The following is a 24,010-nucleotide window of genomic DNA, read 5'->3' as shown; positions in this document are numbered from 1 at the left end:
CATCCCGCCTTATTGTCATTCGCTCGGATCCCTGTGGCCACCAATGCATTTGCTTGGCCAAATTGGCTCGATGATACGCGATTTGCAGATCGCAGACTACCCCTTAAGGCCTAGCACGTCCTGCATATCGTAGCGACCGCTGTCGCGAGAGGCGACCCAGCGCGCCGCACGCGCCGCCCCCTTGGCGAAGGTCATGCGGCTGGAAGCCTTGTGCGTAATTTCGATGCGCTCGCCCTCGGTGGCGAACATCACGGTATGCTCGCCGACAATATCGCCGGCACGCACGGTGGCAAAGCCGATCTCCTTGTCGCTGCGCGGACCACACTGTCCGACACGCTCGAAGACGCCATCTTCCTTGAGGTCGCGATCCAGAGCCTTGGCCACGACCTCGCCCATCTTCAGCGCCGTGCCGGAAGGCGCATCGACCTTGTGGCGATGGTGCGCCTCGCTCACTTCGATATCGTAGCCCTCGTCACCCAGCGCCCGAGCAGCGGTTTCCAACAGCTTGAGGGTGAGATTGACGCCGACACTCATATTGGGCGCGAACACCATGGGAACGCGGTCACTATAACCGTCGAGCTCGGCAAGCTCGGCGTCGGAGAGTCCCGTGGTGCCGATCACGATGGCCTTGCCGTGCTCAGCGCAAAACGCCAGATTGGCCAGCGTGACCCGAGGCGTGGTGAAGTCGATCAGCACATCGAAGGCATCGACGATGGCGGCCGGATCATCCGTGGCATTCACGCCCAAGCGTCCAGCACCGGCGAGCTCGCCAAGGTCGGCACCGACCAACGAGCTACCGGGCTCGACGATGCCGCCCGCCAAACGAGCGTCGGGATCTTGCTGTACGGCGTTGACCAGGGTGCGGCCCATGCGCCCGGCGACGCCGACGATGGCGATACGCGTCATGTGGACTCCTTACGATTACGTGTCGATGAATGACGGGGAGTATACCAAACCGTCCCGCATTCCCGTCACGCACACCGCCACTCATGAATATGACGTGATCGCGGATGAGGCCGCCGGCATCAAGCCACGCCAGGCTGCCAGACGATATCGAGCTCCTCACGGCTAGCCATCCGCTTGAGGTGTACCGCCACGACCTCTTCAAGACGCTCGCGGATCGCCGCGTCCTCGGCCGTCAGTTGAAGATGCAAGGCACCTGCCTCGGCGCGCATGTGGCACACCCCGCCATCGAACGTGACGCGCCCCTGATGCTCATCGTGGGAAACGTCCAGCTTGTGCTGCCAGTGCTTGCACAGGCGATTGATATACCGCGAACCGGATGTCGTCGACACGACAGCTTGGGACTCAGACATAGGACCTCCCTATTCGATTAGCATTCTAACAACCCTTTCATTATGGCATGCATAGAGGCGTCTTCCACGCAACGAGGCGTTCGAGGCCGGCTAGGCCTCGCACCATAACCGGCATCTACCGCCACATAACGAAAAAACCCCGCCATGGGAACCATGGCGGGGTCGAAGACAGCCGTACATGTCGCCTACGGCTTCATGTCCTCGAAGAACTTCTTCACGCCGTCGAAGAAGCTCGACTTCTTGGGCGAGTGATGGCTGTTGCTGCCGTCCAGGCTTTCCTGGAAGCTGCGCAGCAAGTCCTTCTGCTCCTCGCTCAAGTTGACCGGCGTCTCCACCACGACCTTGCACAACAGATCGCCTGGCGGGCCGCCGCGAACCGGTTTGACGCCCTTGCCCTTGAGCCGGAACATCTTGCCGGTTTGCGTCTCCGGCGGAATCTTCAACTTGACTCGACCGTCCAGGGTCGGCACTTCCAGCTCGCCGCCCAGCGTCGCATCGATGAAGTTGATCGGTACGTCACACAGCAGATGGCGACCGTCACGCTCGAAGATCGGGTGCGGCTTGATCGCCGCCTGTACGTAAAGGTCACCCGGCGGCCCACCGTTGAGCCCCGATTCACCTTCGTTGTTGAGACGAATCCGATCGCCAGTATCGACCCCAGCCGGAATCTTCACCGACAAGGTCCGCGTTTCGCGCACGCGACCTTCACCATGACACTTGCGGCACGGCACCTTGATGCTCTGACCAGCACCATGACAGGTCGGGCAGGTCTGCTGCACGGCGAAGAAGCCCTGCTGCATGCGCACCTGACCCTGACCATGACAGGTCGGGCAGGTTTCCTTACTGGAACCCGGCTCGGCACCATCGCCATCGCAATGCTCACATGCGACGTGACGCGGTACGCGAATATCGACCGTGGTACCGGCAACGGCGTCCTCTAGATCGATCTCGAGGTTGTAGCGCAGGTCGGCACCACGCTGCGGCGCATTGGGGTTGCGACGACCACCGCCCCCGAAGATATCGCCGAACACATCGCCGAAGATATCGCTGAATCCGCCTGCTCCGGCGCCACCGCCACCGAAGCCGCCGCCCCCTTGACCGTCGACGCCGGCATGGCCGAACTGGTCATAGGCAGCACGCTTTTCTTCATCGGCGAGGACTTCATAAGCCTCGGAGACTTCGCGGAACTTCTCCGCCGAGGTGTCATCATCCGGGTTGCGATCCGGATGGTACTTCTGGGCGAGTCGACGGTAAGCCTTTTTGATCTCTTTCTGATCGGCTCCCCGCTCGATGCCCAATATTTCGTAATAGTCACGCTTGGACATGGATGGTCCGCCTCCGTGTCGGCGCTGCGCAAACAGCAACGCGGGAGAGCATCCCCCGCGCTGCCGTCATGCGAGCATCAGACGTCGTGGTTACTGCTTTTTCTGGTCGTCGTTGACTTCCTCGTACTCGGCGTCAACCACGTCGTCTTCTTTCTTCTGGGCGCCATCGTCGGCTTGCTGCTCACCACCCTCGGCGCTCGCATCGCCTTGTTCGGCGTACATCTTCTGCGCCAGGTTGCCGGAGGCTTCGGTCAGCGCGTCGAGCTTGGCCTGGATATGCTCCTGGTCGTCGCCCTTGGTGGCTTCCTCGAGTTCGCTGATCGCGGTCTCGATCTGCTCTTTCTCGCTGGCCTCGACCTTGTCGCCGGCTTCTTCGAGGGTCTTGCGCGCGGCATGGACCATGCCATCGGCCTGGTTACGCAGCTGCACCAGTTCCTCGAACTTCTTGTCCTCGGCCTCATGCGCTTCGGCGTCCTGGACCATCTGATCGATCTCTTCGTCGGAAAGACCACCAGAGGCCTTGATGACGATGGACTGTTCCTTGCCGGTAGCCTTGTCCTTGGCGGACACGTTGAGAATGCCGTTGGCGTCCAAATCGAAGGCGACTTCGATCTGCGGCACGCCACGCGGCGCCGGCGGAATGTCGGCCAGATCGAAGCGACCCAGTGACTTGTTGCCGCTGGACTGCTTGCGCTCACCCTGCTGCACGTGAATGGTCACGGCCGTCTGGTTGTCATCCGCCGTCGAGAAGGTTTGCGTCTTCTTGGTCGGGATGGTGGTGTTCTTCTCGATCAGCGGCGTCATCACGCCACCCAGGGTTTCGATGCCCAGCGTCAGCGGCGTGACATCGAGCAGCAGCACGTCCTTGACGTCGCCGCCCAGTACGCCGCCCTGGATTGCCGCGCCAACGGCCACGGCTTCATCCGGATTGACGTCCTTGCGAGCGTCCTTACCGAAGAAGTCAGCCACCTTGGACTGCACCAGCGGCATGCGCGTCTGGCCACCCACCAGGATGACGTCATCGATCTCGGACGCGGATAGACCGGCATCGCTCAGAGCGGTCTTGCAAGGCGCCAACGAGTTCTGCACCAGCTCTTCGACCAGCGACTCCAGCTTGGCACGCGTCACCTTGACGTTAAGGTGCTTGGGTCCCGTGTTATCGGCTGTGATGTACGGCAGGTTGACTTCGGTCTGTTGCGCGGCGGAAAGCTCGATCTTGGCCTTCTCGGCGGCTTCCTTCAGACGCTGCATGGCGAGGCTGTCACCAGACAGGTCAATGCCAGAATCGTTCTTGAACTGCTGCACGAGATAGTCGATCAGCTTGAGATCGAAATCTTCACCGCCCAGGAAGGTGTCACCATTGGTAGCCAACACCTCGAACTGAGTTTCGCCATCGACATCGGCCACTTCGATGATGGAGATATCGAAGGTACCACCGCCCAGGTCATAGACCGCGATGGTCTTGTCGCCACGCGCCTTGTCCATGCCATAGGCCAGCGCGGCCGCCGTCGGCTCGTTGATGATACGCTTGACTTCGAGACCGGCGATGCGCCCCGCGTCCTTGGTGGCCTGACGCTGGCTATCGTTGAAGTAAGCCGGCACGGTGATCACCGCGTCGGTGACTTCTTCACCGAGATAGTCTTCGGCGGTCTTCTTCATCTTCTTCAGCACTTCCGCACTAACCTGCGGCGGTGCCAACTTGCTGCCCTTGACCTCGACCCAAGCATCGCCGTTATCGGCTTCAGCGATGGTGTAAGGCACCATCTTGATGTCTTTCTGAACGACATCGTCCTTGAACTTGCGGCCGATCAGACGCTTGATCGCGTACAGCGTGTTGCTCGGGTTGGTGACGGCCTGGCGCTTGGCGGCCTGGCCAACCAGCGTCTCACCATCGTCGGTGTAAGCGATGATGGACGGCGTGGTGCGAGCACCTTCCGCGTTTTCGATCACCTTCGCGTTGCCGCCGTCAAGGATGGCAACACAGGAGTTGGTGGTCCCCAAATCAATACCGATGATGCGTCCCATTGGAATACCTCAAAATCGTTGCTTGACTGTTTCGTGTTCGTCGGCGGCATTACCGCCTCGTTGTTCGTCTATTTGGGGGGTGGGGTAACGCCTTTCAAGGGCATTGGCATCACATCCCTCCCCTGCCGCATCAATTGGCGGCTTGGCTGACGACTACCATCGCCGGACGCACCAGACGTCCATTCAACAGGTACCCCTTCTGCATGACCTCGATCACGGTGTTGGGCTCAACCTCCGAGTTAGGCACCATGGTCATGGCTTCATGCACCTGAGGGTCGAACGGCTCGCCTTGCGGATCGACGGCTTCCACGCCGAACTTGTTAAGCACGTCGAGTTGCAGCTTCAGAGTCATCGAGACCCCTTCGCGATGCACCTCGCTAGCGCCTTCCTGCATCGACTCCAACGCCTTTTCCAAGCTATCGATGACCGGCAGCAGTTCCTTGACGAATTTTTCCAAGGCGAACTTGCGTGCCTTCTCGACATCTTGCTCCGCGCGGCGACGCACATTCTGCGCTTCAGCGGCGGCACGCGCCGCCTGATCCTTGGACTCCGCCAAGGCTTGCTCCAGCTCTTCGACACGCACAGCCAGCGCGTCGGCTTCCGGGTTTTCGAGCGCCTCGGCATCGGCCTCGCTGGCCTCGACATCCTCGACGACGCCTTCGAGTTCGGCATCGTCTCCGGTGGTATCGTCCGGCTGGGGTTCGGCATCGCGCTCAGCGCGAGCCAGCTCTTCCTCGGTCGGGGTCTGCGGGTCTTTGGCCATGAGTTTCTCCTGACAGCTGGCGCGGCCCGAAGCCGCATCTAATAAGCGATTGCCTCCTATATGGGGATGCGATGAACGATCTCAAGCCATTCATATCGCTTGCGATGACTGGCAATTGAAGCCCCCACCCAACTACTGTATAAACACACAGAGATCAGCTTCGTTTCCGACGCCCGGAGGTTTTCATGCTGATACAGCTTGCCATTCGCGACTACGCCATCGTCGAGCGCCTCGATCTGGACCTGCACGATGGCATGACGGCCATCACCGGTGAGACCGGCGCCGGCAAATCGATCATGCTTGGCGCCTTAGGGTTATGCTTGGGAGAGCGCGCCGACGTGGGCAGCGTGCGCCACGGCTGCGAACGTGCAGACATCAGTGCACGCTTCGATATCGCCCGGCTCGCCGATGCCCGTGCCTGGCTCGCCGCGCGCGAGTTGCCGCAAGACGAATGCCTGCTACGGCGTGTCGTCACTGCTTCGGGGCGCTCCAAGGCCTGGATCAACGGCCAACCGGTCACGGTGAGCGACCTGAGAGCGCTCGGCGAACATCTCATCGAGGTCCACAGCCAACACGCCCACCAAGCACTCTTGCGCGAAGACACTCACCTGCGCCTGCTTGACACCTATGCCGGCCAGACCGAGGCCGTAGCGGCCCTCGGCGAGCACTTCCATCACTGGCGTGCGCGCCGACGGCGACTGCGCGACCTGCAAGAGAGCGGCGATGAAGTGCAGGCACGGCGTCAGCTATTGCGTTATCAGGTGGAGGAGCTGGATCAACTGGCGCTCGCCGAAGGTGAACTCGAGACGCTGGAGAACGAGCAGACCCAACTGGCCAATCTTGAGGAAATCCTGGGTGACGCGCAGTTCGCCGCTGACTGCTGCGATCAAGACGAGCACGGTGCACTGTCATTACTGCATCACGCCAACGCTCGCCTGGGGAACGCACCCGAGCAGATTCGCCACCAACTGGCAGACGCGCTCGGCATGCTGAGCGAGGCGCAAATCCAGATCGAGGAAGCGGCACGCGAACTGCATCGCTTCGTCGACACCACCGAGCTCGATCCCCAACGCCTGGCGGAGGTCGATGCCCGCCTCGGCGAAGTGCACCGCATCGCACGTAAGCATCATGTCATGCCCGAGGAACTTCGCGACCTGCATCAGCGCCTGAGCGACGAACTGGCGAGCCTCGAAGGCGGCGAACATGATCTGGAAGCACTCGGCGAAGAAGTGGAACAGGCGCGTGACGCCTACAGACAGCAGGCGCGAGCGATCAGTGAGGCACGTCTTGAGGCGGCGCGCGGCTTCGGCGAAGCCGTTCAGGCGCAACTGGCCTTCCTGGGATTGGGCAAAGCGACTTTCGAGGTTGCCATTTCACCGCGCGAGACGCCCCAGGCCGAGGGGCTCGACCAGGTACGCTTCATGATCAGCGCCAACCCCGGCCAGCCGTCACGCCCACTGAGCAAGGTTGCCTCGGGCGGCGAGCTGTCACGCATCAGCCTAGCGATCCAGGTCGTTGCCGCGCAGCATAGCAGCGTTCCCAGCATGGTCTTCGATGAAGTCGATGTCGGCGTTTCCGGCGCCATCGCAGAAATCGTCGGCCAGCTACTGAGGCGCCTCGGTGCTCAAGGACAGATTTTGACCGTGACGCATCTGCCGCAAGTCGCCGCTCAGGCGCATCATCATCTGCATATCGAAAAGCGTGCCGAACACGATACGACCCTGACGCACATGGCGCTGCTCGACGATGCCGGCCGCGTACGCGAGCTGGCCCGCATGCTCGGTGGCGTCAAACTATCCGACCGCACACTGGCACACGCTCGCGAAATGCTCGACGCCAGCCAACACGCCCAGCATTGAGCGTCCCGGGTTCTGTGGCTACCCTCGATGACGAGGATACAAAACGACGAAACCGGCCATGAAGGCCGGTTTCGTCGTCGGTGTACGCTAAATACTCAGGCTACTTCTTGCCGGGCCCCGAGCCTTCTTGACGCGTCACGCTAGACCCCTTGGGACGTACGTACAACACCAACGCATGGTCAACGAGCTCGAAACCGTGCTCCTCGGCAATCTCGCGTTGTCGCCGCTCGATGGTGTCGTCGAAGAACTCGATGATCTCGCCGCTTTCCAAGCACACCATATGATCATGGTGCTCTTCCTGCGACAATTCGAACACGGCATGGCCGCCATCGAAATTGTGACGAATCACCAGCCCCGCCGTCTCGAACTGGGTCAAGACACGATACACAGTTGCCAGACCGACATCGTCACCTGCGTCGAGCAGAGCTTTGTAGACATCTTCGGCGCTCAGATGGTGTTGGTCCTGCGTACTTTCGAGAATTTGCAGGATCTTGACACGCGGCAAGGTGACTTTTAGCCCCGCCTTGCGCAGTTCATGGTTCTGATCGGCCATGGTTGCGGTTGCTCTTCGCAGTATCGTGGTAGGTCAGGTATGATCAATCCAGGCAACGATAGTGAATGATAGGCGCAAATGCAAAACTTGATTAAAACAGTCACCTTTTCCGTCGCCCTGGCGCTCGTCAGCGGGTGCAGCTACGTCGGCGTTTACAAACGCGACCTGGCACAGGGCAACCTCATCACCAAGGACATGGTCTCGCAACTCGAGACTGGCATGACCAAGGAGCAGGTGCGCTATGTCATGGGCAGCCCCTTGCTGCAAGGCCCGTTCGACGAAAATCGCTGGGACTACGTCTTCTACCTCGACGAAGCCTATGCCGATGTGGAAGAAAAGCGCGTGACGCTGACCTTCAAGGACGACAAGCTGACCGACATCGAGCGTGAGGGCAACATTGAGGACGATGTCGAACTCTCGACGCAAGGCGGTCCCGGCCCGGCAGTGGAAGGTACTGGATCAAGCGGCGGCGCCCCTGCAGCGGGCCCCAGCTACGCACCAGAAGGGTAAACGTGCTTAGTCGCCTCCCCGGGCCCGCGCCAAACGCGCTTGCTTGGGGTCGACTTCCAATGGGCGATAAACCTCGACGCGGTCCCCTTCCACTAGCACATGTCGGGCCGGCTCACGCAATGCCTGCCCATAGATGCCTAGTGGTGCATGACTGAAGAAGTCGGCCCCACGCTCGGGAAACAGGGTCGACAAGTCGGCCACTTCGACCACGTCGCGCGCCGACGTCCCCGCCGGCACCGTAAGCGCGACGACATGCTGACGATGAGGCTCCGCGAAGGCGACCTCAACGTTGATACGCGTTTGCTCAATGTCACTGTGGGCCATAAAGCGCATCCGCGCGACGCGTAAATGCGTCGACCAACTGGCCAGCCACTTGCTGAAACAGCTTGCCAAACGCCATTCCCAACAAGCGATTGGAAAATTCGAACTCCATTTCCAGGCTCACCCGACAGGCCGACTCGCCCATCGGTGTGAATAGCCAGCGACCGTTGAGACGCTTGAAAGGTCCCTCGGCCAAGGACAGCTCGATGCGCTCATGGGGATAAAGATCATTACGCGTGGCCAACGTCTGCTCCACGCTCCCCTTGCCCAGAGTCATCTCTCCTATCAGATAGCGCCCCTCTTCGTGCTCGATGACTCGTGCATGACGGCACCCTGGCAAGAACTCAGGGTAACTCTCGAAATCGTTGACCAGATCGAACATCGCCTTGCATGAATGTCTTACCAAGGCAGACCGGTTGACCGTAGGCATTCATCACTCCGCTGACTTTGTTGCGCCGTGCGCGTATGATGGAAGGTTAACATCAAGGCCTTGAATGATATCACGCCTTCCCCCATGTCATGGGGCTAGCGGATTAGGCGCATAGTGCATAGTAATGTAGAGGTTCCATGGCCAAGAAAAAGGGCAATATCGGCTCGAGCACCATCGCGCAAAACAAAAAGGCTCGCTTCGAATACCATATCGACGAGACCTTCGAGGCTGGCTTGTCGCTGGCCGGTTGGGAAGTCAAGAGCCTGCGTGCCGGCAAGGCACAGCTCACCGATACCTACATCCTGATCAAGGATGGCGAGGCATGGCTGCTGGGCAGTCATATCACGCCGCTCAACACCGTGAGCACGCATGTCGTGGCGGATCCGTCGCGTACGCGCAAGCTGCTGCTGCACCGCAAAGAGATCGCCAAGATCTTCTCGCGTACCCAGGACAAGGGGCATACATGCGTGCCGCTTAAATTGTACTGGAAGAAGAATCTCGTCAAATGCGAGCTTGCACTAGTGCGCGGCAAGAAAATGCATGACAAGCGCGCCACCGAAAAGGCCCGCGACTGGAATCGCGAAAAGGCGCGTATCATGCGCGCCCACTGAACGCGACAAGGGCACACCGAGAAAAAAGACGCCTAACCACGAAAAGCCGTGGCGACGGGGTTGAACTAGCCTCGGGACGTCCCAACCTGTTAGACTGTAGAAACGCTTACGGGGGCGACATGGCTTCGACGCCGGTGACAATCCCTGAGGTGCATGCCGAGAGCGTAACGTATCTCGTAAATCCAACGTTACGATAAAATAGTCGCAAACGACGACAACTACGCTCAGGGCGCGCTGGCAGCGTAACAACTGCTAGCTTCTAGTCCGGCCCGGAGGTGATGTGCCCATTCATCACCGATGGGATACGAGCTCAGATTGATGGGATCGCGGCTGGCTTTGTCCTCGCGTCAGCCGCTAAAACTTAGAGGAATCGCGTCGCTGGATCCTGCCCGTCGGAGCCAGAGGCGCTAAATTAAAAGACGGACCTAAGCATGTAGAGCCGATGGGTGAGTGCCGGCGGACGGGGGTTCAATTCCCCCCGCCTCCACCAAACACCGAAAAAGCCAACCCCACGGGGTTGGCTTTTTTCGTTGCCGGGGCCAAATGCCCTTAAGCTTAGCCGAGGCGGCTTATGACTCGGGGAGCCACTCTTGGACCATATCCTGATGGTCCTCGACCCACTGCTTGGCATTTTCATAAGGGTCGGAATCTTCTTTCTGATTCATCAGCATGACTTCGCCCATGTCTTCGGCGGTCCACTCGAAGGCATCCAGGATGGCGTAAGCCTCCGGCATGTCCTCCTTGAGCCCCTGGCGAACGATGGTATGAATCTGCTCGGCACCACCATAGACATTCTTGGGGTCGTCCAGGTACTTGAGATCCCAGCGCGCGAACATCCAGTGCGGCGTCCACCCCGTGACAGCGATATCTTCATGGTTGTCGATGGCGCTTTTCAGCGCTGCGGTCATGGTAGCACCGCTCCCGCTTTGCAAATCCAGATCAAGATCGTATGCATCGATGACCTTGTCGGTAAGACGCATGATGCCGGCGCCTGGGTCGATACCAGTGAGCTTGTTATCGAAGTCATCGGCATGCGCATTGAGGTCCGCAATCGAGTCGACCTCGGTGTAAGCCGGAACCACCAGACCCAGCTTGGTCCCGTCCAGATTGACGCCCGTATCGACCAGTTGATCCTGAAGCTTGGCGTAGTAATCCTCATGCGTGGTCGGAAGCCACCCAGCCAGAAACGCATCAGTGTCGCCAGTAGCCACGGACTGCCACATGGCGGCAGCGGACAGCGAGGACATCTTAACCTCGTAACCGGCTTGTTCGAGTACAGCCCGCATTACGTTGGTGGAGGCGACCGTAGAAGACCACTCGACGTAGGATAGATTAACGGTGCCCTTATCTTGAGCCTGCGCAGTAGTGGCCGCCAAGCCAGCACCGACAATCAAGGCCAGACCGGCGAGACGCATCGATGACTGAGTCATGAGAAATGCCTTTTATTGGAAGTGTGACTTAAGCATGCCGAGAAGAGATACTCGATGCAAATCGAGGCACCGCCTTGCAGGAGGCAACGTCAACAAGCCATGTATTGACCAAAGGCTAGGCAGTCCAGATTCGTACAAGTATGGTACAAAAAAGCATGAAGCCGTTATCATCCTTTTAACGGTGGCTTGTCTTCCTTCGCGATGCCTAGCCGTTAAAACGCTGCGTTCATCGCTCGACGCTCGGCAATGAGCCACCTAGTGTTAGTATTGCCAGGCAAATTAATCATAAACGATGTGGCAGCATGCCACTCAGTTCATTCCGTACAAGGAGGTTACCGCGTGCCGACTCTACGCCTCGATACGTGGCTCAGCCGCTGGTTATTGCTGTGTCTGCTTTTCGTGATGGCGCCAGCCCTGGCGCAACAGGACGCGACGCCCACGGACGGCGATACCCCTGCCTACTCGAGCCTGGCCGACATGCTCGAAAACGAGCAGACACGCCAGACGATCATCGACCAACTACGCGCCCAGGCGGCCCAGGAAAACGCTCTGGATGTCGAAGGCGCATCCTCTCCCGCAGAGATCGCCGAGGATGCACCCAGCGATCAGACGGCCGAAGAGGTTTCCTTTCCTCGCCGCCTAGCCGATGCCACCAGCCAAATCGCGGGAGATCTCGGCGGTCAGTTCAAGAGCCTGGCCGCGGCCTTGGGTGGCTTGTTCAGCAGTAGCAACGCTAGCGCCAGCGGGCCGAGCCTCGATACCGGCGCGTTCCTGATGGCCGCACTCAACTTCGCGCTGGTGGTCATCGGGGCCTTCGTGGCGTTATTCGTTCTGCGACGTATTGCGTCACCGCTATTCCGCAAGCTCAGCCAATGGTCGTCTCAGCGTACCGAGAAAAGCGCCTTGCTGCGCACTCTCGTCGCCGTCGTGCTGGCCGCCATCGTAGATGTCGTCGTCGTCATACTGGCCTATGTCGTTGGCAATCTAGTCGCGACCTTTGCTATCGGTGAAGCGGGCAGCATGGAAACGCGTTTCTCGCTGTTCCTGAACGCCTTCTTGATGATCGAGCTGTTCAAGGCGGCGCTGCGCATGCTGTTCTCGTCGCATTACGATGGCCTGCGCTTGATGCCCATCGCTGCGCCACAGGCGTCGTACTGCAATCGCTTCCTCGCACGCCTGGCCGGCTTCATCGGTTATGGCATGTTGGTGGCCGTGCCCATCATCAATTACAACCTGTCGCCGGCGCTCGGCCAAGGGCTCGGCACGCTGATCATGCTGCTGGCGCTGATCTACGCTGCCACGGTGATCCTCAAGAACCGCGTTCCACTGCGCGACGCCCTGATGCAACGTGCCGATAATGCCGACATGAGCGCCACGCGCTTTGCGCTACGCCTGCTGGGACGCACCTGGCATATGCTGGCCTTGGCCTATGCCTTGGTGGTATTCGCCGTTACCGTGCTGCATCCGCAGACGGCGCTGCCCTTCGTGCTGCTGGCCACACTCAAGACCGTCATCATCATCGGCATCGGTATGTTGGTCTCGGGTGTGCTTACCCAGCTTATCGGCCGCCGCATTCGCCTTTCCGAAGATATTCAGCGTCGCCTGCCCCTGCTGGAAACACGTCTCAACGCCTACGTGCCGACCAGCCTCAAGGTGATTCGCGCGATCATTTTGATCGCGGTCGCGATGTTCGTGCTCAGCGCTTGGCAGGTCTTCGACCTCGCCGCCTGGTACGCCTCCGAGGCCGGCATACATGTCGTGGGTACCACGCTGAATGTGATCATCATCCTGCTGGTGGCCATCGCCGCCTGGATCGGTCTCGCTAGCCTAATCGAGCATCGCCTGAATGCGGATGCCGGTGCCGGTGAGCCTTCAGCCCGCGCCAAGACACTGCTGTCTCTATTCCGCAATGCCCTGGCGATCGCCTTGATCACCATGACGGTGATGATCATATTGGCGGAAATCGGCATCAACATCGGTCCACTGATCGCCGGTGCCGGGGTTCTCGGCCTCGCCATCGGTTTCGGCTCGCAGAAGCTGGTACAAGACGTCATCACCGGGGTCTTCATCCAGCTGGAAAACGCCATGAACACTGGCGATGTCGTCACCGTCGGCGGCACCACCGGTACGGCGGAACGTGTCGGCATCCGCTCGGTGGGGATTCGCGACCTGTCGGGCACCTACCACATCGTACCGTTCTCCTCGGTGGACACCGTCTCCAACTATATGCGTGAATTCGGTAACCATGTCGGAGAATACGGTATCGCCTACCGTGAGAGCATTGACGATGCCATCGAGCAATTGCAGGCCGCCTTCGACGCCCTCAAGGAAAGCGAGCACGGCTACAAGCTGCTCGAGCCGCTCAGCGTCGCGGGTGTGACCGCGCTGGCCGACAGTTCAGTCAACATCCGCGTGATCATCAAGACCACGCCAGGCGATCAGTGGGGCGTGGGCCGTGCCTACAACCGCTTGGTCAAGATGTACTTCGACGCTGCCGGCATCGAGATTCCGTTCCCGCACACCACGCTTTACTTCGGGCAGGAAAAGGATGGCAACGCACCGCCCGCCAACCTACGCATCCTGTCCCAGAAGGGCGAAGTCGTGGACGAGCAGCCGGAATCGCGGAACACGCAGCTCACACCCGATGCGCCGGCCGACAGCAATACCAATCCGGAGCACACCAAGCCGGACAACGACGAGGACCCGAACTGAGCCCAAGGCGTCGTCGCCTTCACGGCGACGCCTCGACGTCAAAGGGCCGCCCTACCGGGGCGGCCCTTTTTTCGGTCACGGCCTTTCTCGTCATTGCCGCCCCCGGAGGCACCAAGGGCGTCAATGATCGCTCAACGGCTTATTGCGTCGTCACCAGCATGATCGCGCAGAGCACTGCCGTCACCCACATGGCGGGTTTGATCTCGGTCAGGCGCCCCGTGCACAGCTTGATCGCCACGAAGCTCAAGAACGCGAAGGCAATGCCCAGCGTGATCGAGTAGGTCAGCGGCATGACGATGATCGCCAAGAACGCCGGGAAGGCCTGATCCATCTTCTGCCACTCGATGCGTCCCACCGGCGCTAGCATGAAGACGCCGACCATGACCAAGGCCGGCGCGGTGGCGATCGCCGGCACCAGCGACAACAACGGCGAGAGGAACAGGAACGGGAGAAACAGCAGCCCACAGACGACACCGACGATGCCCGTGCGCCCACCCTGGGCAACGCCTACGCCAGATTCGATGAACGTCTGCGCGGCACTGGTCCCAAGTGGCGCAGCGATCATCGAGGCGAAGGCATCCACGGTCATCGAGCGCTTGAGATTACGCGGTTGCCCATTGTCATCCTTGAGGTCGGCGGCTTCCGAGAGCGCCAGGAAGCATGACAGCGCATCGAAGAAATTGGTGAACAGCATCACGAAGATGAACGGCCAATAGGCCACCTTGAGCGCTCCCCACAGATCTACCTGCCACATGACGCTGAAATCCGGCCATGCCGCCAGGCCGCTCCATGCCACGACCACATCCGTACCCCACAGGCGCCCCATGGGTATCGCCACCAGCGTGGTGATGACAATGCCCAATACCAGCGCGCCGTTGACCCGCAACGTGACAAGAATCGCGGTCAACAGCATCCCGGCGATGAAGGTGATCAGCGCAGGCGTCAGTTCGCCCAGGGACACCAGCGTCGCGCCATTGTCGACGACGAAACCCGCGTTCTTGAAGCCGATGAAGGTGATGAACAACCCGATCCCGCAGGTGATCCCAGAACGCAACGAATCGGGAATCGCCTCGACGATCGCCTTGCGCACATTGAAAAATGCCAGCAGCGCAAACAGCACGCCCGACCAGAACACACAGCCCAGCGCCACCTGCCAAGGTAGCCCCGCCCCCTGCACCAGGGTGTAGGCGAACAGCGCGTTCATGCCCATGCCGGGCGCGACGAGAATGGGGTTACGCGCGTACAACCCCATCGCCAAGCTGCTGAGGAAGCTGATCAAAACGGTCGCCGAGAGCCCCGCCGAGAAAGGAATGCCCGCATCGCTCAGGACCGAGGGATTGACCACGATGATGTACATCGCCGCCAGGAAGGTCGCCAAGCCAGCCAACAGCTCGGTGCGCAGGGTCGAGCCATAGCGGCGGATGCCGAAGTAACGCTCCAGGGCGCTGTCCTGTTGCGTGGTCGATGACGTAGCAGCACGTCGGTGGGGAGTCTGCGCCATGATGTCGTTCCTATATGTGTCATTATTGTCATGAAGGACGTCCTGAGGTTTCGCACACCTTGACCGATTGGACAAGGGGGTAAAAACGCCAACGGCCCACAAGCCACCCTGATAAGGCGCCTGCAGGCCGCAACTCGCCCTTCATGACGGACGATAAAAAAGGGCGCCCGCAGGCGCCCAGGAGAGCAAAAAACGTTGGCTAGCGCGTACGTTCGCTAGGCTGCGGTAACGCCGGCAACGAGCGATCTAGCAGCTCCACGCTCTGGCGATAGAAGAGCTGGCTCTTCTGGTGCTCGCCCAAATTGGCGTAAAGCCTCGCCAGCTCGGCACATACCACCCCGCTGGGGCGCTGACGCTGACTGGCTTCGAAGTATTCCTGCGCCTTGCCCCAATAAGCGTTGCGCAACGATAAACGCCCCAGGCTCAGCAGTAAATCGGGATCGTTGGGGCGCTCCTGCAGCCATTTCTCGGCATACGCCAACTGGCGCCCGGCATCCACGTTGAGCAAGCCATAACGCAGCACCAAGCGCGTGTCCCAGTGCTCCTTGAGGGAATGACGCAGTAAGCGTTCGGCCATCGCTTCTTCACCATCCTTGACCAGCGCTTCGGTATACAAGACCACCAGCTCGACATCGCTACGCAGATAGTCGGGCATATCGGCCCACAAGTTGCGCACGCGGTTGGCGTCGGCATTAGGCTGGCGTTGGACCGCCTGCAGGATCAACTCGCGATAGGCACGCTGCTCCAGTTCCTGGCGCTCCTCCTCGGTGATCAACTGCTGCTTGTCGAGCTTGGGCAACAGGTGACGCAGCCCTTCCCAGTCATTGACGCTGAGATAGGCCTGACGCAGCAGCTTGAGCACCTGCGGATGGTTGGGCAGCTGCTTTTCGAGGCGCGTCAGCGTCGCCAGCGCCTCCTCGAACTGCTGGCGATCGAGCATTAGCTGCGCTTGCACCATGCCCACCGCGTTATCGGCCCCCTCGGTGCTGTGATGGGCACGCTTGAGTAGCGTATCGGCATGCTCGAAACGCCCCTGATAATGCGCCGCCAGTGCCGCAGAAAGGTAATTGACCAGCGGCGTACTGGAATCGTCCGCCGCCTTGACCAGATCCTTCTCGGCACGCTTCCAACGACCTTCGGCAAGCGCCACCAGGCCCCTTACGGTACGCTTCATGGCATTGCGATTGCGCGTGCGGCTATTCCAGACCTTGAGCCGGCTCACCGGACGGCGCAGGCGATGGAGGACGCGCAGCAGGAAATGCAGGGCCAGAAATACCGCCAGCAATATCACCAAGCCCAACCAGAACGAGGTCTGGATCGAGGTGTCCCCCACGCGTACCAGCCAGTAACCGGGCATCGACTGCATCAACTGGCCGAATAGCGCACCGACGGCCAGCCCCACGACGATGAGAAGAATCAGCTTTCTCATTCACTGTCTCCTTCATCGCCCTGACGTTGCTCGCCGCCACCGTCATCGTTGCCATTCTGGAAACGCTTCTCGATGAAGGCCTTGAGCGTCTGCTGCGACTCGCTGATATCCGGCAGCTCGGGCCGAATGGTCTTGTCACGCAACGACTCAAGACGCTCGAGGGAGGTTTTCACCGCATCGCGCTCGGTGTCGTAGTAGCGGTCGATCAGCGTGATCGCCTTGTCGAGGCTGGCTCGGTAAAGCTTGGGCTCGGTCTTGAGCAAGGCCAATTGAGCCTGCTCGAGCAAGAGACGCACGTTCTGGCGCAGATAGGACTCCTGCTCGGGCGTCACCAAGGCCTCCAGCGCTTCATCGTGACGGCGTATGACGACGAGATCCTTGAGCTCGCCGCCCAGACGAGAGAGCTGTTGTTGCCAGCCGCCCTCGAGCGAGGAATCGTCGTCGTTCTGAGCGGCCATCTCTTCTACATCCTGCTTGAGCGGCAACCCCGCCAGTTGTTCCTGCTGCGCCATCAACGCCAGATACAGCCCGGTGCGATCCACCGTGGGCACCGAATCAAGCGCCGCCAGCTCTGACTGAATCGCCCGACGCACCGGAATCAAGGCCGGGTTGTCGGCATCGGTCAAACGTTCATCAGCGGCCTTGAGCAACGCCTTGGCGCCCTTGACGTCACGCTCGAGCTGCAAACGCTGATTGGCCAGGCGCAGCAGATACTCGGCCTCGGCGTGCAACCACTCACGCGGGTCGGCCTCCTGCTCGTCGGCCAGCTCGGAGAGTACCTTGTCGAGATTTTTGTCGATGTCTTGACGATAGTCCTGAAAATCGCCCTTGAGCGATTCGAACGCTTGTTGCCGCTGGTCGAGACGCTCGCGCAGCGTGGCGAGCGTCTGCGCGTTCTCATCGCTGGCGCTGGCCAGTTCGGCCTGTTGCGTCTGCAAGCGTTTCCAGCCATACCCAAGCCCCAGCGCCACGACGATGGCAACGATCACGGCGATGATCAGCGCCACGATGGCCAAGCCACGCCCGTTGCCACCGCCGCCACCTTGCGACGCTTGAGTGGGGGGAGGCGAGGTGCCATTGCCGGCACCGCCGGCTTTACTCGACGTCGTCTTGTCATGCGCGGCCGTCTTGTCATGCGCGGTAGTGCCTGCCGATGTCCCGCCGGCCGACGATGATGCGCGCGTGCCGCCGGTCCGGGTCTTGCCCGTATCCTTGGCCGGGGTGTCCGTGGCTTTTTGCTGGGACTGGGCGCTCTGCCGGGATTTAGCGTCACGCTGGGCGGTGGACGTCGATGCGCTCGCCTTGCGCGACGCAGCGTCCGACTTTTCATCCGTCTTCGGCGTCGCATCGGAAGAGGCCTGGGACGCCGCGGCGCCGGTCGTCGATGCCTTGGACGACGCGGCGTCCGCCGCCTTGTCCGAGGCACCGCGCGTCTCGTCGGCTACCTCGCCGCCGGCGTCGGTGTCGGCCTTGTGAGTCTCGGAGGAGGCCGGCGACTGAGGCGTCTCGTCGGCGGACGTCGACGCATCGGTGGGCGTGTTCTTGTCATCCTGATCCTGTCGTTTGCTCATGTGTCGCTAGCCCTTTTCAAACTCATCGTGATCAACGTCGGCGCGTCACGTGTCGCCTACTTCCTGTACGGCGGTCACCAAGGCCTCGGGGGTTGCACCCTGCGCTACGTGTAGCGAAGCGAAGCCCATCGTGTCTGCCAGTGTAGCCAAACGCTGACTGGAAACGATTAGCGGTTTGTTCAACGCCGCCTGTCCGCACCAGATAACCAGATGCTCGAGCAATTCGCCACTGGTCACGGTCATGGCCGCGAAATCGCCAGTGGCGAGCCAGTCGGCAGCGGTCGTGTCCGGCGCCGTATAAACGCGCCGATAGAGTGCCAGCTTGGTGGCCCGTGCGCCACGTGCTTCGAGCGTCTGAGCAAGCGCCTGACGCCCACCCACTCCGCCGACGACCAGCGCACGCTGACCGCTGAGCCGAGCCAGCGAGCGCATCGCCAACAACGCCTCGCTGGTCGTGCCCAAGCCGGGATCGGGCACACTCGCCTTGATGTCTAGACCACGGTAAAGCGTCGCCGCCGTCGCCACCCCCAGTGCATAGAAACGCGGCCCCTGCGGCAATTGCGGCCAATAGCGATCGAGCCACTCGACCAAACACTCGGCGGCGAAAGGGCTGGTCACGACCACCACGTCGTACTGATCGACATCCAGCAAGGGAGTGCGCTTGACCTCGTCGACGTCGAGCGGCTGCAAGTGCATCAACGCCGGGCGGGCGGGCGCGAACCCCGCCTCCGACAAAGCCTTAGCCAGCCGCTCGCCGCCCTCGCCAGGGCGCGTCACCAGGATGCGTGACGCGACGCTCATTCACCTTGGCCGTAGATATCCGCGAGAATCTCGCCGGCCCCCTGCTCGAGCAGCGACTCGGCGATACGCACCCCCAAGGCCTCGGGTTCGGAAGCCGAACCACGCCCCTCGGCACGTAACACATGCGAGCCATCCGGATCACCGACCAGCGCCCGCAGCCATAGCGTACGGTCGTTATCCTCGAGCACGGCATAGCCGCCGATGGGCACCTGACAACCGCCGTCCAGGCGCGTATTCATGGCACGTTCGGCGCGCACGCGAGTCGCCGTCTGCGAATGATCGAGCGGCGCCAGGATTTCGAGCAGCGCTTCATCGTCATAGCGACATTCGATACCCAACGCGCCCTGGCCGCAGGCCGGCAGACTGACTTCCGGCGGCAGCTCCTGGGAGATGCGGTGGCCAAGCTCGAGACGTTCGAGTCCCGAGGTCGCCAGAATGATCGCCTCGAACTCGCCACTGTCCAGCTTGCCCAAGCGGGTTTGCACGTTGCCACGCAGGTTGAGCACCTCCAGATCGGGGCGCGCCTCCTTGACCTGCAGGCCCCGGCGCAGGCTCGACGTCCCGACGCGCACACCTTCGGGCAAAGCGTCCAGGGTCGCGTAATCGTTAGAGACGAAGGCATCCGTGGGTGCGCCGCTCTCCAGAATCACCGATAGCCCCAATCCCTCGGGGAAGTGCATCGGCACATCCTTCATCGAGTGCACGGCGATATCGGCGCGCCCGTCCAGCAGCGCCTCCTCCAATTCTTTGACGAACAGCCCCTTGCCACCGACCTTGGACAGCGGCGAATCGAGGATCTTGTCGCCGCGCGTCGTCAATGCGACCAGCTCCACCTCGAGTCCAGGATGTAGCGCCATCAGACGAGCCTTGACGTGCTCGGCCTGCCATAATGCAAGGCGGCTCTGTCGGGTGGCGATGCGCAGTGTCTGCATGGCGGGCATTGAACTCTCCTAAATGGGCGCACACCGATTCGGCGGCGGGTATGACTATCATCATAAAGCAGTCCCCGGTCGAGGAAAAATCCCGCCCCCAGCGTTCCCGTGCCCTACCCCACCTCGCCAGCGGCGCCGACTCTGGTACACTCAGGGCATCACCATCTCGACCAAGCAGGACGCCACGCCCGATGAGCAATACGACCAACCAATCCTGGGGCGGACGCTTCAGCGAGCCCACCGATGCCTTCGTCGCGCGCTTCACGGCATCGGTGGACTTCGACCGACGCCTCTATCATCACGACATTCGCGGCTCCATCGCGCATGCCACCATGCTCGAGCGTGTCGGTGTACTCACCTCTGATGAACGCGAGGCCATCGTGCAAGGCCTCGGTGAAGTCGAGCGGGAAATCGAGGCCGGGCAGTTTCCCTGGTCGGTGGAACTCGAAGATGTGCACATGAACATCGAGGCCCGGCTGACCGAGAAAATCGGCGTCATCGGCAAGAAGCTGCATACCGGGCGCTCGCGCAACGACCAGATCGCCACCGATATCCGGCTTTATCTGCGTGACGAGATCGATGTCGTCGCGGCCGAGATCGCCCGCCTGCGCGAGGGGCTAATCGAGCTGGCCACGCGCGAGGCCGATACCATCATGCCCGGCTTCACGCACCTGCAGACCGCCCAGCCGGTGACCTTCGGGCATCACCTAATGGCCTGGCAGGAAATGCTCACCCGCGACCACGAGCGCCTGCTGGACTGCCGCAAGCGCGTCAACGTGATGCCGCTGGGGGCCGCCGCGCTGGCCGGCACCACCTACCCCATCGATCGCCACGTCACCGCCGAATTGCTGGGCTTCGAGCGCCCCGCCGAGAACAGCCTCGACGCGGTCAGCGATCGCGACTTCGCCATCGAGTTCGGCGCCTTCGCCAGCACCCTGCTGATGCATCTGTCACGCATGAGCGAAGAATTGGTGCTGTGGACCAGTGCCCAGTTCGACTTCATCGATCTGCCCGATCGCTTCTGTACCGGCTCGTCGATCATGCCACAGAAGAAGAATCCCGACGTGCCAGAGCTGGTGCGCGGCAAGACCGGCCGCGTCTACGGCCACCTGATGGGGCTTTTGACGCTGATGAAGTCGCAGCCGCTGGCGTACAACAAGGATAACCAGGAAGACAAAGAACCGCTTTTCGACACCCTCGATACCGTGCAGGGCTGTCTCAAGGCGTTCGCCGACATGGTGCCGGCCATCGAGGCCAAGACAGGCAATATGTTCGAGGCCGCGCGCAAGGGCTTCTCCACCGCCACCGATCTGGCGGACTATCTGGTGCGTGCTGGCGTGGCCTTCCGCGATGCGCATGAAATCGTCGGTCAAGCCGTGGCGTTGGGCCTGCGCGAGCAGAAGGACCTTTCGGAGATGTCGCTTGACGAATTGCGCCAGTTTTCTGACGCCATTCAGGCCGACGTCTTCGAAGTGCTGACGCTGGAAGGCTCGGTGGCGGCGCGCAATCACATCGGCGGCACCGCGCCGGATCAGGTCCGCGCGGCTGCCCAACGTGCTCGCGATGCGCTCGCTACGCTGCAACAGGAGGCATGATGCGCTTACTTCCGATAACGGCCGCCCTCGGCATAGCCCTGCTCGCGCTCGCCGGTTGCGGCCAGAAGGGGCCGCTTTACATGCCCGATGACGAACAGGCCAGCGAGCAGTACGATCCGGCGGACGCCTATGAAGACGACGCCGACCAGGACGAAGACGCCGCCGCAGGCGACGCTTCTTCTCAATCCGACAGCGACGCAGACTGACGATGGATCATTTCAACTACCGCGACGGACAACTCTACGCTGAAGACGTGCCGCTGGCCGACATCGCCGAGCGCTTCGGTACGCCGTGCTACGTGTATTCGCGGGCGACCTTCACGCGCCACTTCAAGGCCTACAGTGACGCACTGGGCGAGCATCCGCACCTAATCTGCTACGCGGTGAAGGCCAATGCCAACCTCGCCGTGCTCGACCTGTTGGCGCGCCTCGGCGCGGGGTTCGATATCGTCTCCCAAGGCGAGCTCGAGCGTGTGCTGGCTGCCGGCGGCGATCCCGCCAAGGTGGTGTTTTCCGGCGTCGCCAAGCAGGCCGGTGAAATGGCCCGCGCGCTGGAAGTCGGCATCAAGTGCTTCAACGTGGAATCGCTGCCGGAACTCGAGCGCCTGAACCAGGTGGCGGGCGAATGCAGTCGGGTGGCGCGCGTCTCGTTGCGCGTCAATCCCGACGTCGACGCCCGGACGCACCCCTACATTTCCACCGGCCTCAAGGCCAACAAGTTCGGTATCGCCGTCGACGATGCCTTCGAGGTCTATCAGCGCGCCGCCGAACTGCCGAATCTCGAGGTCGTCGGCCTGGATTGCCACATCGGTTCGCAGCTCACTGAGCTGGCGCCCTTCCTCGACGCCCTGGACCGCCTGCTGGTGCTGCTCGACCGCCTGTACGAGTCGGGCATTACCATCGAGCATCTCGATCTGGGCGGCGGCCTCGGCGTGCCCTATCAAGACGAGCAACCGCCCGCGCCCTACGATTACGCCCGGGCCCTGCTCGAGCGCCTCGACGGCCGCGACTTGACGCTGCTCTTCGAGCCGGGCCGTTCGATCGCCGCCAATGCCGGCGTCATGCTTACCCGGGTCGAGTACCTGAAGCCCGGCGAGACTCAACATTTCGCCATCGTCGACGCCGGCATGAACGACCTGATTCGCCCCGCGCTGTATCAGGCATGGCAGCGCATCGTCCCGGTCGATACCCGAGCGCCGCGCGAGACGGCACTCTACGATGTGGTCGGCCCAGTCTGTGAAACCGGCGACTTCCTGGGTAAGGCGCGCGAACTGGCCATCGCGCCAGGCGACCTGCTCGCGGTACGCTCGGCGGGGGCCTACGGCTTCGTGATGGCCTCCAACTACAATAGCCGGCCACGTCCGGCCGAGATCATGGTCGACGGCGATAGCGCGCAAATCGTGCGCGAACGCGAGACGCTCGCCGCCTTGTGGGCTGGCGAGCATCGCCTGGCGGAGACCTCCTGATGCTGCTGCATTTCACCAAGATGCACGGACTCGGCAACGACTTCATGGTGGTCGACCTGGTCACCCAGCGAGCGCGGCTCGACACCGCGCGCATTCAGCAATTGGCCGATCGTCATCTGGGCATCGGTTTCGATCAGTTGCTGCTGGTCGAGCCGCCGCGCGACCCCGAGATGGATTTCCGCTACCGCATCTTCAACGCCGATGGCCATGAGGTGGAGAATTGCGGTAATGGCGCCCGCTGCTTCGCGCGTTTCGTGCGCGAGGCGCGCCTGACCCACAAGCGCGAGATTCGCGTCGAAACCCAGGCCGGGCCCCTGACCCTCCGCGTCGAGGAAGACGAGCGGGTTCGCGTGGACATGGGGGTGCCACTTTTCGCGCCCGAAGCCGTGCCCTTCGACGCCCCGACCGATGCGCCCACGCATACCTTGGAGGTCGACGACGCACGCTGGGAGATCGGCGTGGTTTCGATGGGCAACCCGCACGCTGTCCTCGTGGTCGACGATGTCGCTACCGCGCCGGTGGAACGCCTAGGGCCGCTCATCGAAGGCCACGTGCGCTTTCCCCGGCGCGTCAATGTAGGCTTCTTGCAGGTCGTCTCGCGTCACGAAGCGCGCCTACGGGTTTTCGAACGCGGCAGCGGCGAAACGCTGGCCTGCGGCACCGGCGCCTGCGCGGCAGTGGCCAACGGCATCCGGCGCGGGTTGTTCGAGAGCCCCGTCGATGTTCATCTACCCGGTGGCACGCTAACCTTGGAATGGCCCGCCGAGGATGCCCCCATGGTGATGATCGGCCCCGCCACCAGCGTCTTCGAGGGGCGCATCGCGCTACCTTAGCAGCATTGCCGAGTGCCCGGAGATCCTT

At 61.5% G+C, this 24,010-nt stretch carries 22 protein-coding genes and 1 other RNA gene; 9 read left to right on the top strand and 14 right to left on the bottom strand.

Going from position 1 to position 24,010, the window contains the following annotated elements; all coding sequences use genetic code 11:
- Positions 1–96 precede the first annotated feature (96 nt).
- The 5 genes from dapB to grpE form a co-directional block, all read right to left on the bottom strand.
- Positions 97–906 (bottom strand): 4-hydroxy-tetrahydrodipicolinate reductase, encoded by an 810-nt coding sequence (gene dapB, locus KZO83_RS12680; RefSeq protein ID WP_247621063.1) that lies wholly within the window; start codon positions 904–906, stop codon positions 97–99.
- Between the two features lie 119 nt (positions 907–1,025).
- Entirely contained in the window at positions 1,026–1,316 is a 291-nt protein-coding gene (locus tag KZO83_RS12675; protein WP_247621062.1) for a DUF2218 domain-containing protein, read from the bottom strand.
- 185 nt (positions 1,317–1,501) lie between these two features.
- Positions 1,502–2,641, bottom strand: coding sequence for a molecular chaperone DnaJ (dnaJ, locus tag KZO83_RS12670; RefSeq protein WP_178999000.1), 1,140 nt, complete (start codon positions 2,639–2,641; stop codon positions 1,502–1,504).
- A 90-nt stretch (positions 2,642–2,731) separates the two neighbouring features.
- Complete coding sequence (gene dnaK, locus KZO83_RS12665; RefSeq protein ID WP_178999001.1) at positions 2,732–4,666, bottom strand: molecular chaperone DnaK; 1,935 nt, start codon at positions 4,664–4,666, stop codon at positions 2,732–2,734.
- Between the two features lie 130 nt (positions 4,667–4,796).
- Complete coding sequence (grpE, locus tag KZO83_RS12660; protein WP_178999002.1) at positions 4,797–5,429, bottom strand: nucleotide exchange factor GrpE; 633 nt, start codon at positions 5,427–5,429, stop codon at positions 4,797–4,799.
- Positions 5,430–5,614: 185 nt separating this feature from the next.
- On the opposite strand from grpE, the gene recN reads away from it, so the two are divergent.
- Complete coding sequence (gene recN, locus KZO83_RS12655) at positions 5,615–7,288, top strand: DNA repair protein RecN (RefSeq protein WP_247621061.1); 1,674 nt, start codon at positions 5,615–5,617, stop codon at positions 7,286–7,288.
- Positions 7,289–7,388: 100 nt separating this feature from the next.
- Here recN and fur read toward each other — a convergent pair whose 3' ends face one another.
- The gene (fur, locus tag KZO83_RS12650) at positions 7,389–7,841 is read right to left on the bottom strand and encodes a ferric iron uptake transcriptional regulator (protein WP_040239960.1); all 453 of its coding nucleotides are present in this window, start codon (positions 7,839–7,841) and stop codon (positions 7,389–7,391) included.
- A gap of 78 nt (positions 7,842–7,919) precedes the next feature.
- Between fur and KZO83_RS12645 the strand changes: the two genes are divergently transcribed.
- Positions 7,920–8,351, top strand: coding sequence for an outer membrane protein assembly factor BamE (locus tag KZO83_RS12645; RefSeq protein ID WP_178999004.1), 432 nt, complete (start codon positions 7,920–7,922; stop codon positions 8,349–8,351).
- Positions 8,352–8,357: 6 nt separating this feature from the next.
- Here KZO83_RS12645 and KZO83_RS12640 read toward each other — a convergent pair whose 3' ends face one another.
- On the bottom strand, positions 8,358–8,675 hold the full coding sequence (locus tag KZO83_RS12640; RefSeq protein ID WP_247621060.1) for an RnfH family protein: 318 nt from the start codon (positions 8,673–8,675) through the stop codon (positions 8,358–8,360).
- Positions 8,662–9,102 carry a type II toxin-antitoxin system RatA family toxin gene (locus tag KZO83_RS12635; protein WP_178999006.1) on the bottom strand — a complete coding sequence of 147 codons (441 nt, stop codon included), beginning with the start codon at positions 9,100–9,102 and terminating at the stop codon, positions 8,662–8,664. The genes KZO83_RS12640 and KZO83_RS12635 overlap by 14 nt, the downstream gene beginning before the upstream one ends.
- A 137-nt stretch (positions 9,103–9,239) precedes the next feature.
- Between KZO83_RS12635 and smpB the strand changes: the two genes are divergently transcribed.
- Both smpB and ssrA read left to right on the top strand, forming a co-directional pair.
- On the top strand, positions 9,240–9,713 hold the full coding sequence (gene smpB, locus KZO83_RS12630; protein WP_247621059.1) for an SsrA-binding protein SmpB: 474 nt from the start codon (positions 9,240–9,242) through the stop codon (positions 9,711–9,713).
- 110 nt (positions 9,714–9,823) lie between these two features.
- Positions 9,824–10,203, top strand: a transfer-messenger RNA (tmRNA) gene (ssrA, locus tag KZO83_RS12625).
- 79 nt (positions 10,204–10,282) lie between these two features.
- Here the strand turns inward: ssrA and KZO83_RS12620 are convergent.
- Positions 10,283–11,143: a glycine betaine ABC transporter substrate-binding protein gene (locus KZO83_RS12620; protein WP_247621058.1), complete on the bottom strand. Its 861-nt coding sequence runs from the start codon at positions 11,141–11,143 to the stop codon at positions 10,283–10,285.
- 339 nt (positions 11,144–11,482) lie between these two features.
- On the opposite strand from KZO83_RS12620, the gene ybiO reads away from it, so the two are divergent.
- Positions 11,483–13,855, top strand: a complete 2,373-nt coding sequence (gene ybiO, locus KZO83_RS12615; RefSeq protein ID WP_247621057.1) for a mechanosensitive channel protein — start codon at positions 11,483–11,485, stop codon at positions 13,853–13,855.
- 139 nt (positions 13,856–13,994) lie between these two features.
- On the opposite strand, the gene KZO83_RS12610 is transcribed toward ybiO, so the two are convergent.
- From KZO83_RS12610 to hemC, 5 genes are all read right to left on the bottom strand, one after another.
- On the bottom strand, positions 13,995–15,356 hold the full coding sequence (locus KZO83_RS12610) for an NCS2 family permease (protein WP_247621056.1): 1,362 nt from the start codon (positions 15,354–15,356) through the stop codon (positions 13,995–13,997).
- 199 nt (positions 15,357–15,555) lie between these two features.
- Entirely contained in the window at positions 15,556–16,785 is a 1,230-nt protein-coding gene (locus KZO83_RS12605) for a heme biosynthesis HemY N-terminal domain-containing protein (protein ID WP_178999011.1), read from the bottom strand.
- Positions 16,782–18,356 carry a uroporphyrinogen-III C-methyltransferase gene (locus KZO83_RS12600; RefSeq protein WP_247621055.1) on the bottom strand — a complete coding sequence of 525 codons (1,575 nt, stop codon included), beginning with the start codon at positions 18,354–18,356 and terminating at the stop codon, positions 16,782–16,784. The genes KZO83_RS12605 and KZO83_RS12600 overlap by 4 nt, the downstream gene beginning before the upstream one ends.
- Before the next feature lie 45 nt (positions 18,357–18,401).
- Complete coding sequence (locus KZO83_RS12595; protein ID WP_075369709.1) at positions 18,402–19,157, bottom strand: uroporphyrinogen-III synthase; 756 nt, start codon at positions 19,155–19,157, stop codon at positions 18,402–18,404.
- Positions 19,154–20,098, bottom strand: a complete 945-nt coding sequence (gene hemC / locus KZO83_RS12590; RefSeq protein ID WP_075369710.1) for a hydroxymethylbilane synthase — start codon at positions 20,096–20,098, stop codon at positions 19,154–19,156. The genes KZO83_RS12595 and hemC overlap by 4 nt, the downstream gene beginning before the upstream one ends.
- Positions 20,099–20,280: 182 nt before the next feature.
- On the opposite strand from hemC, the gene argH reads away from it, so the two are divergent.
- Genes argH through dapF form a run of 4 tightly spaced genes read left to right on the top strand, consistent with a single transcriptional unit; the run spans position 20,281 to position 23,982 of the window.
- Positions 20,281–21,684 (top strand): argininosuccinate lyase, encoded by a 1,404-nt coding sequence (gene argH, locus KZO83_RS12585; RefSeq protein ID WP_247621054.1) that lies wholly within the window; start codon positions 20,281–20,283, stop codon positions 21,682–21,684.
- Positions 21,684–21,890: an LPS translocon maturation chaperone LptM gene (lptM, locus tag KZO83_RS16495; RefSeq protein ID WP_083632944.1), complete on the top strand. Its 207-nt coding sequence runs from the start codon at positions 21,684–21,686 to the stop codon at positions 21,888–21,890. The genes argH and lptM overlap by 1 nt, the downstream gene beginning before the upstream one ends.
- A 2-nt stretch (positions 21,891–21,892) precedes the next feature.
- Positions 21,893–23,149: a diaminopimelate decarboxylase gene (gene lysA / locus KZO83_RS12575; RefSeq protein WP_247621053.1), complete on the top strand. Its 1,257-nt coding sequence runs from the start codon at positions 21,893–21,895 to the stop codon at positions 23,147–23,149.
- The gene (dapF, locus tag KZO83_RS12570; protein WP_247621052.1) at positions 23,149–23,982 is read left to right on the top strand and encodes a diaminopimelate epimerase; all 834 of its coding nucleotides are present in this window, start codon (positions 23,149–23,151) and stop codon (positions 23,980–23,982) included. The genes lysA and dapF overlap by 1 nt, the downstream gene beginning before the upstream one ends.
- Positions 23,983–24,010 lie beyond the last annotated feature (28 nt).

It is taken from the genome of Chromohalobacter moromii (assembly GCF_023091865.1).
Classification (GTDB): Bacteria; Pseudomonadota; Gammaproteobacteria; order Pseudomonadales; family Halomonadaceae; genus Chromohalobacter; species Chromohalobacter moromii.
This window is presented reverse-complemented; position numbering and strand designations above follow the sequence as displayed.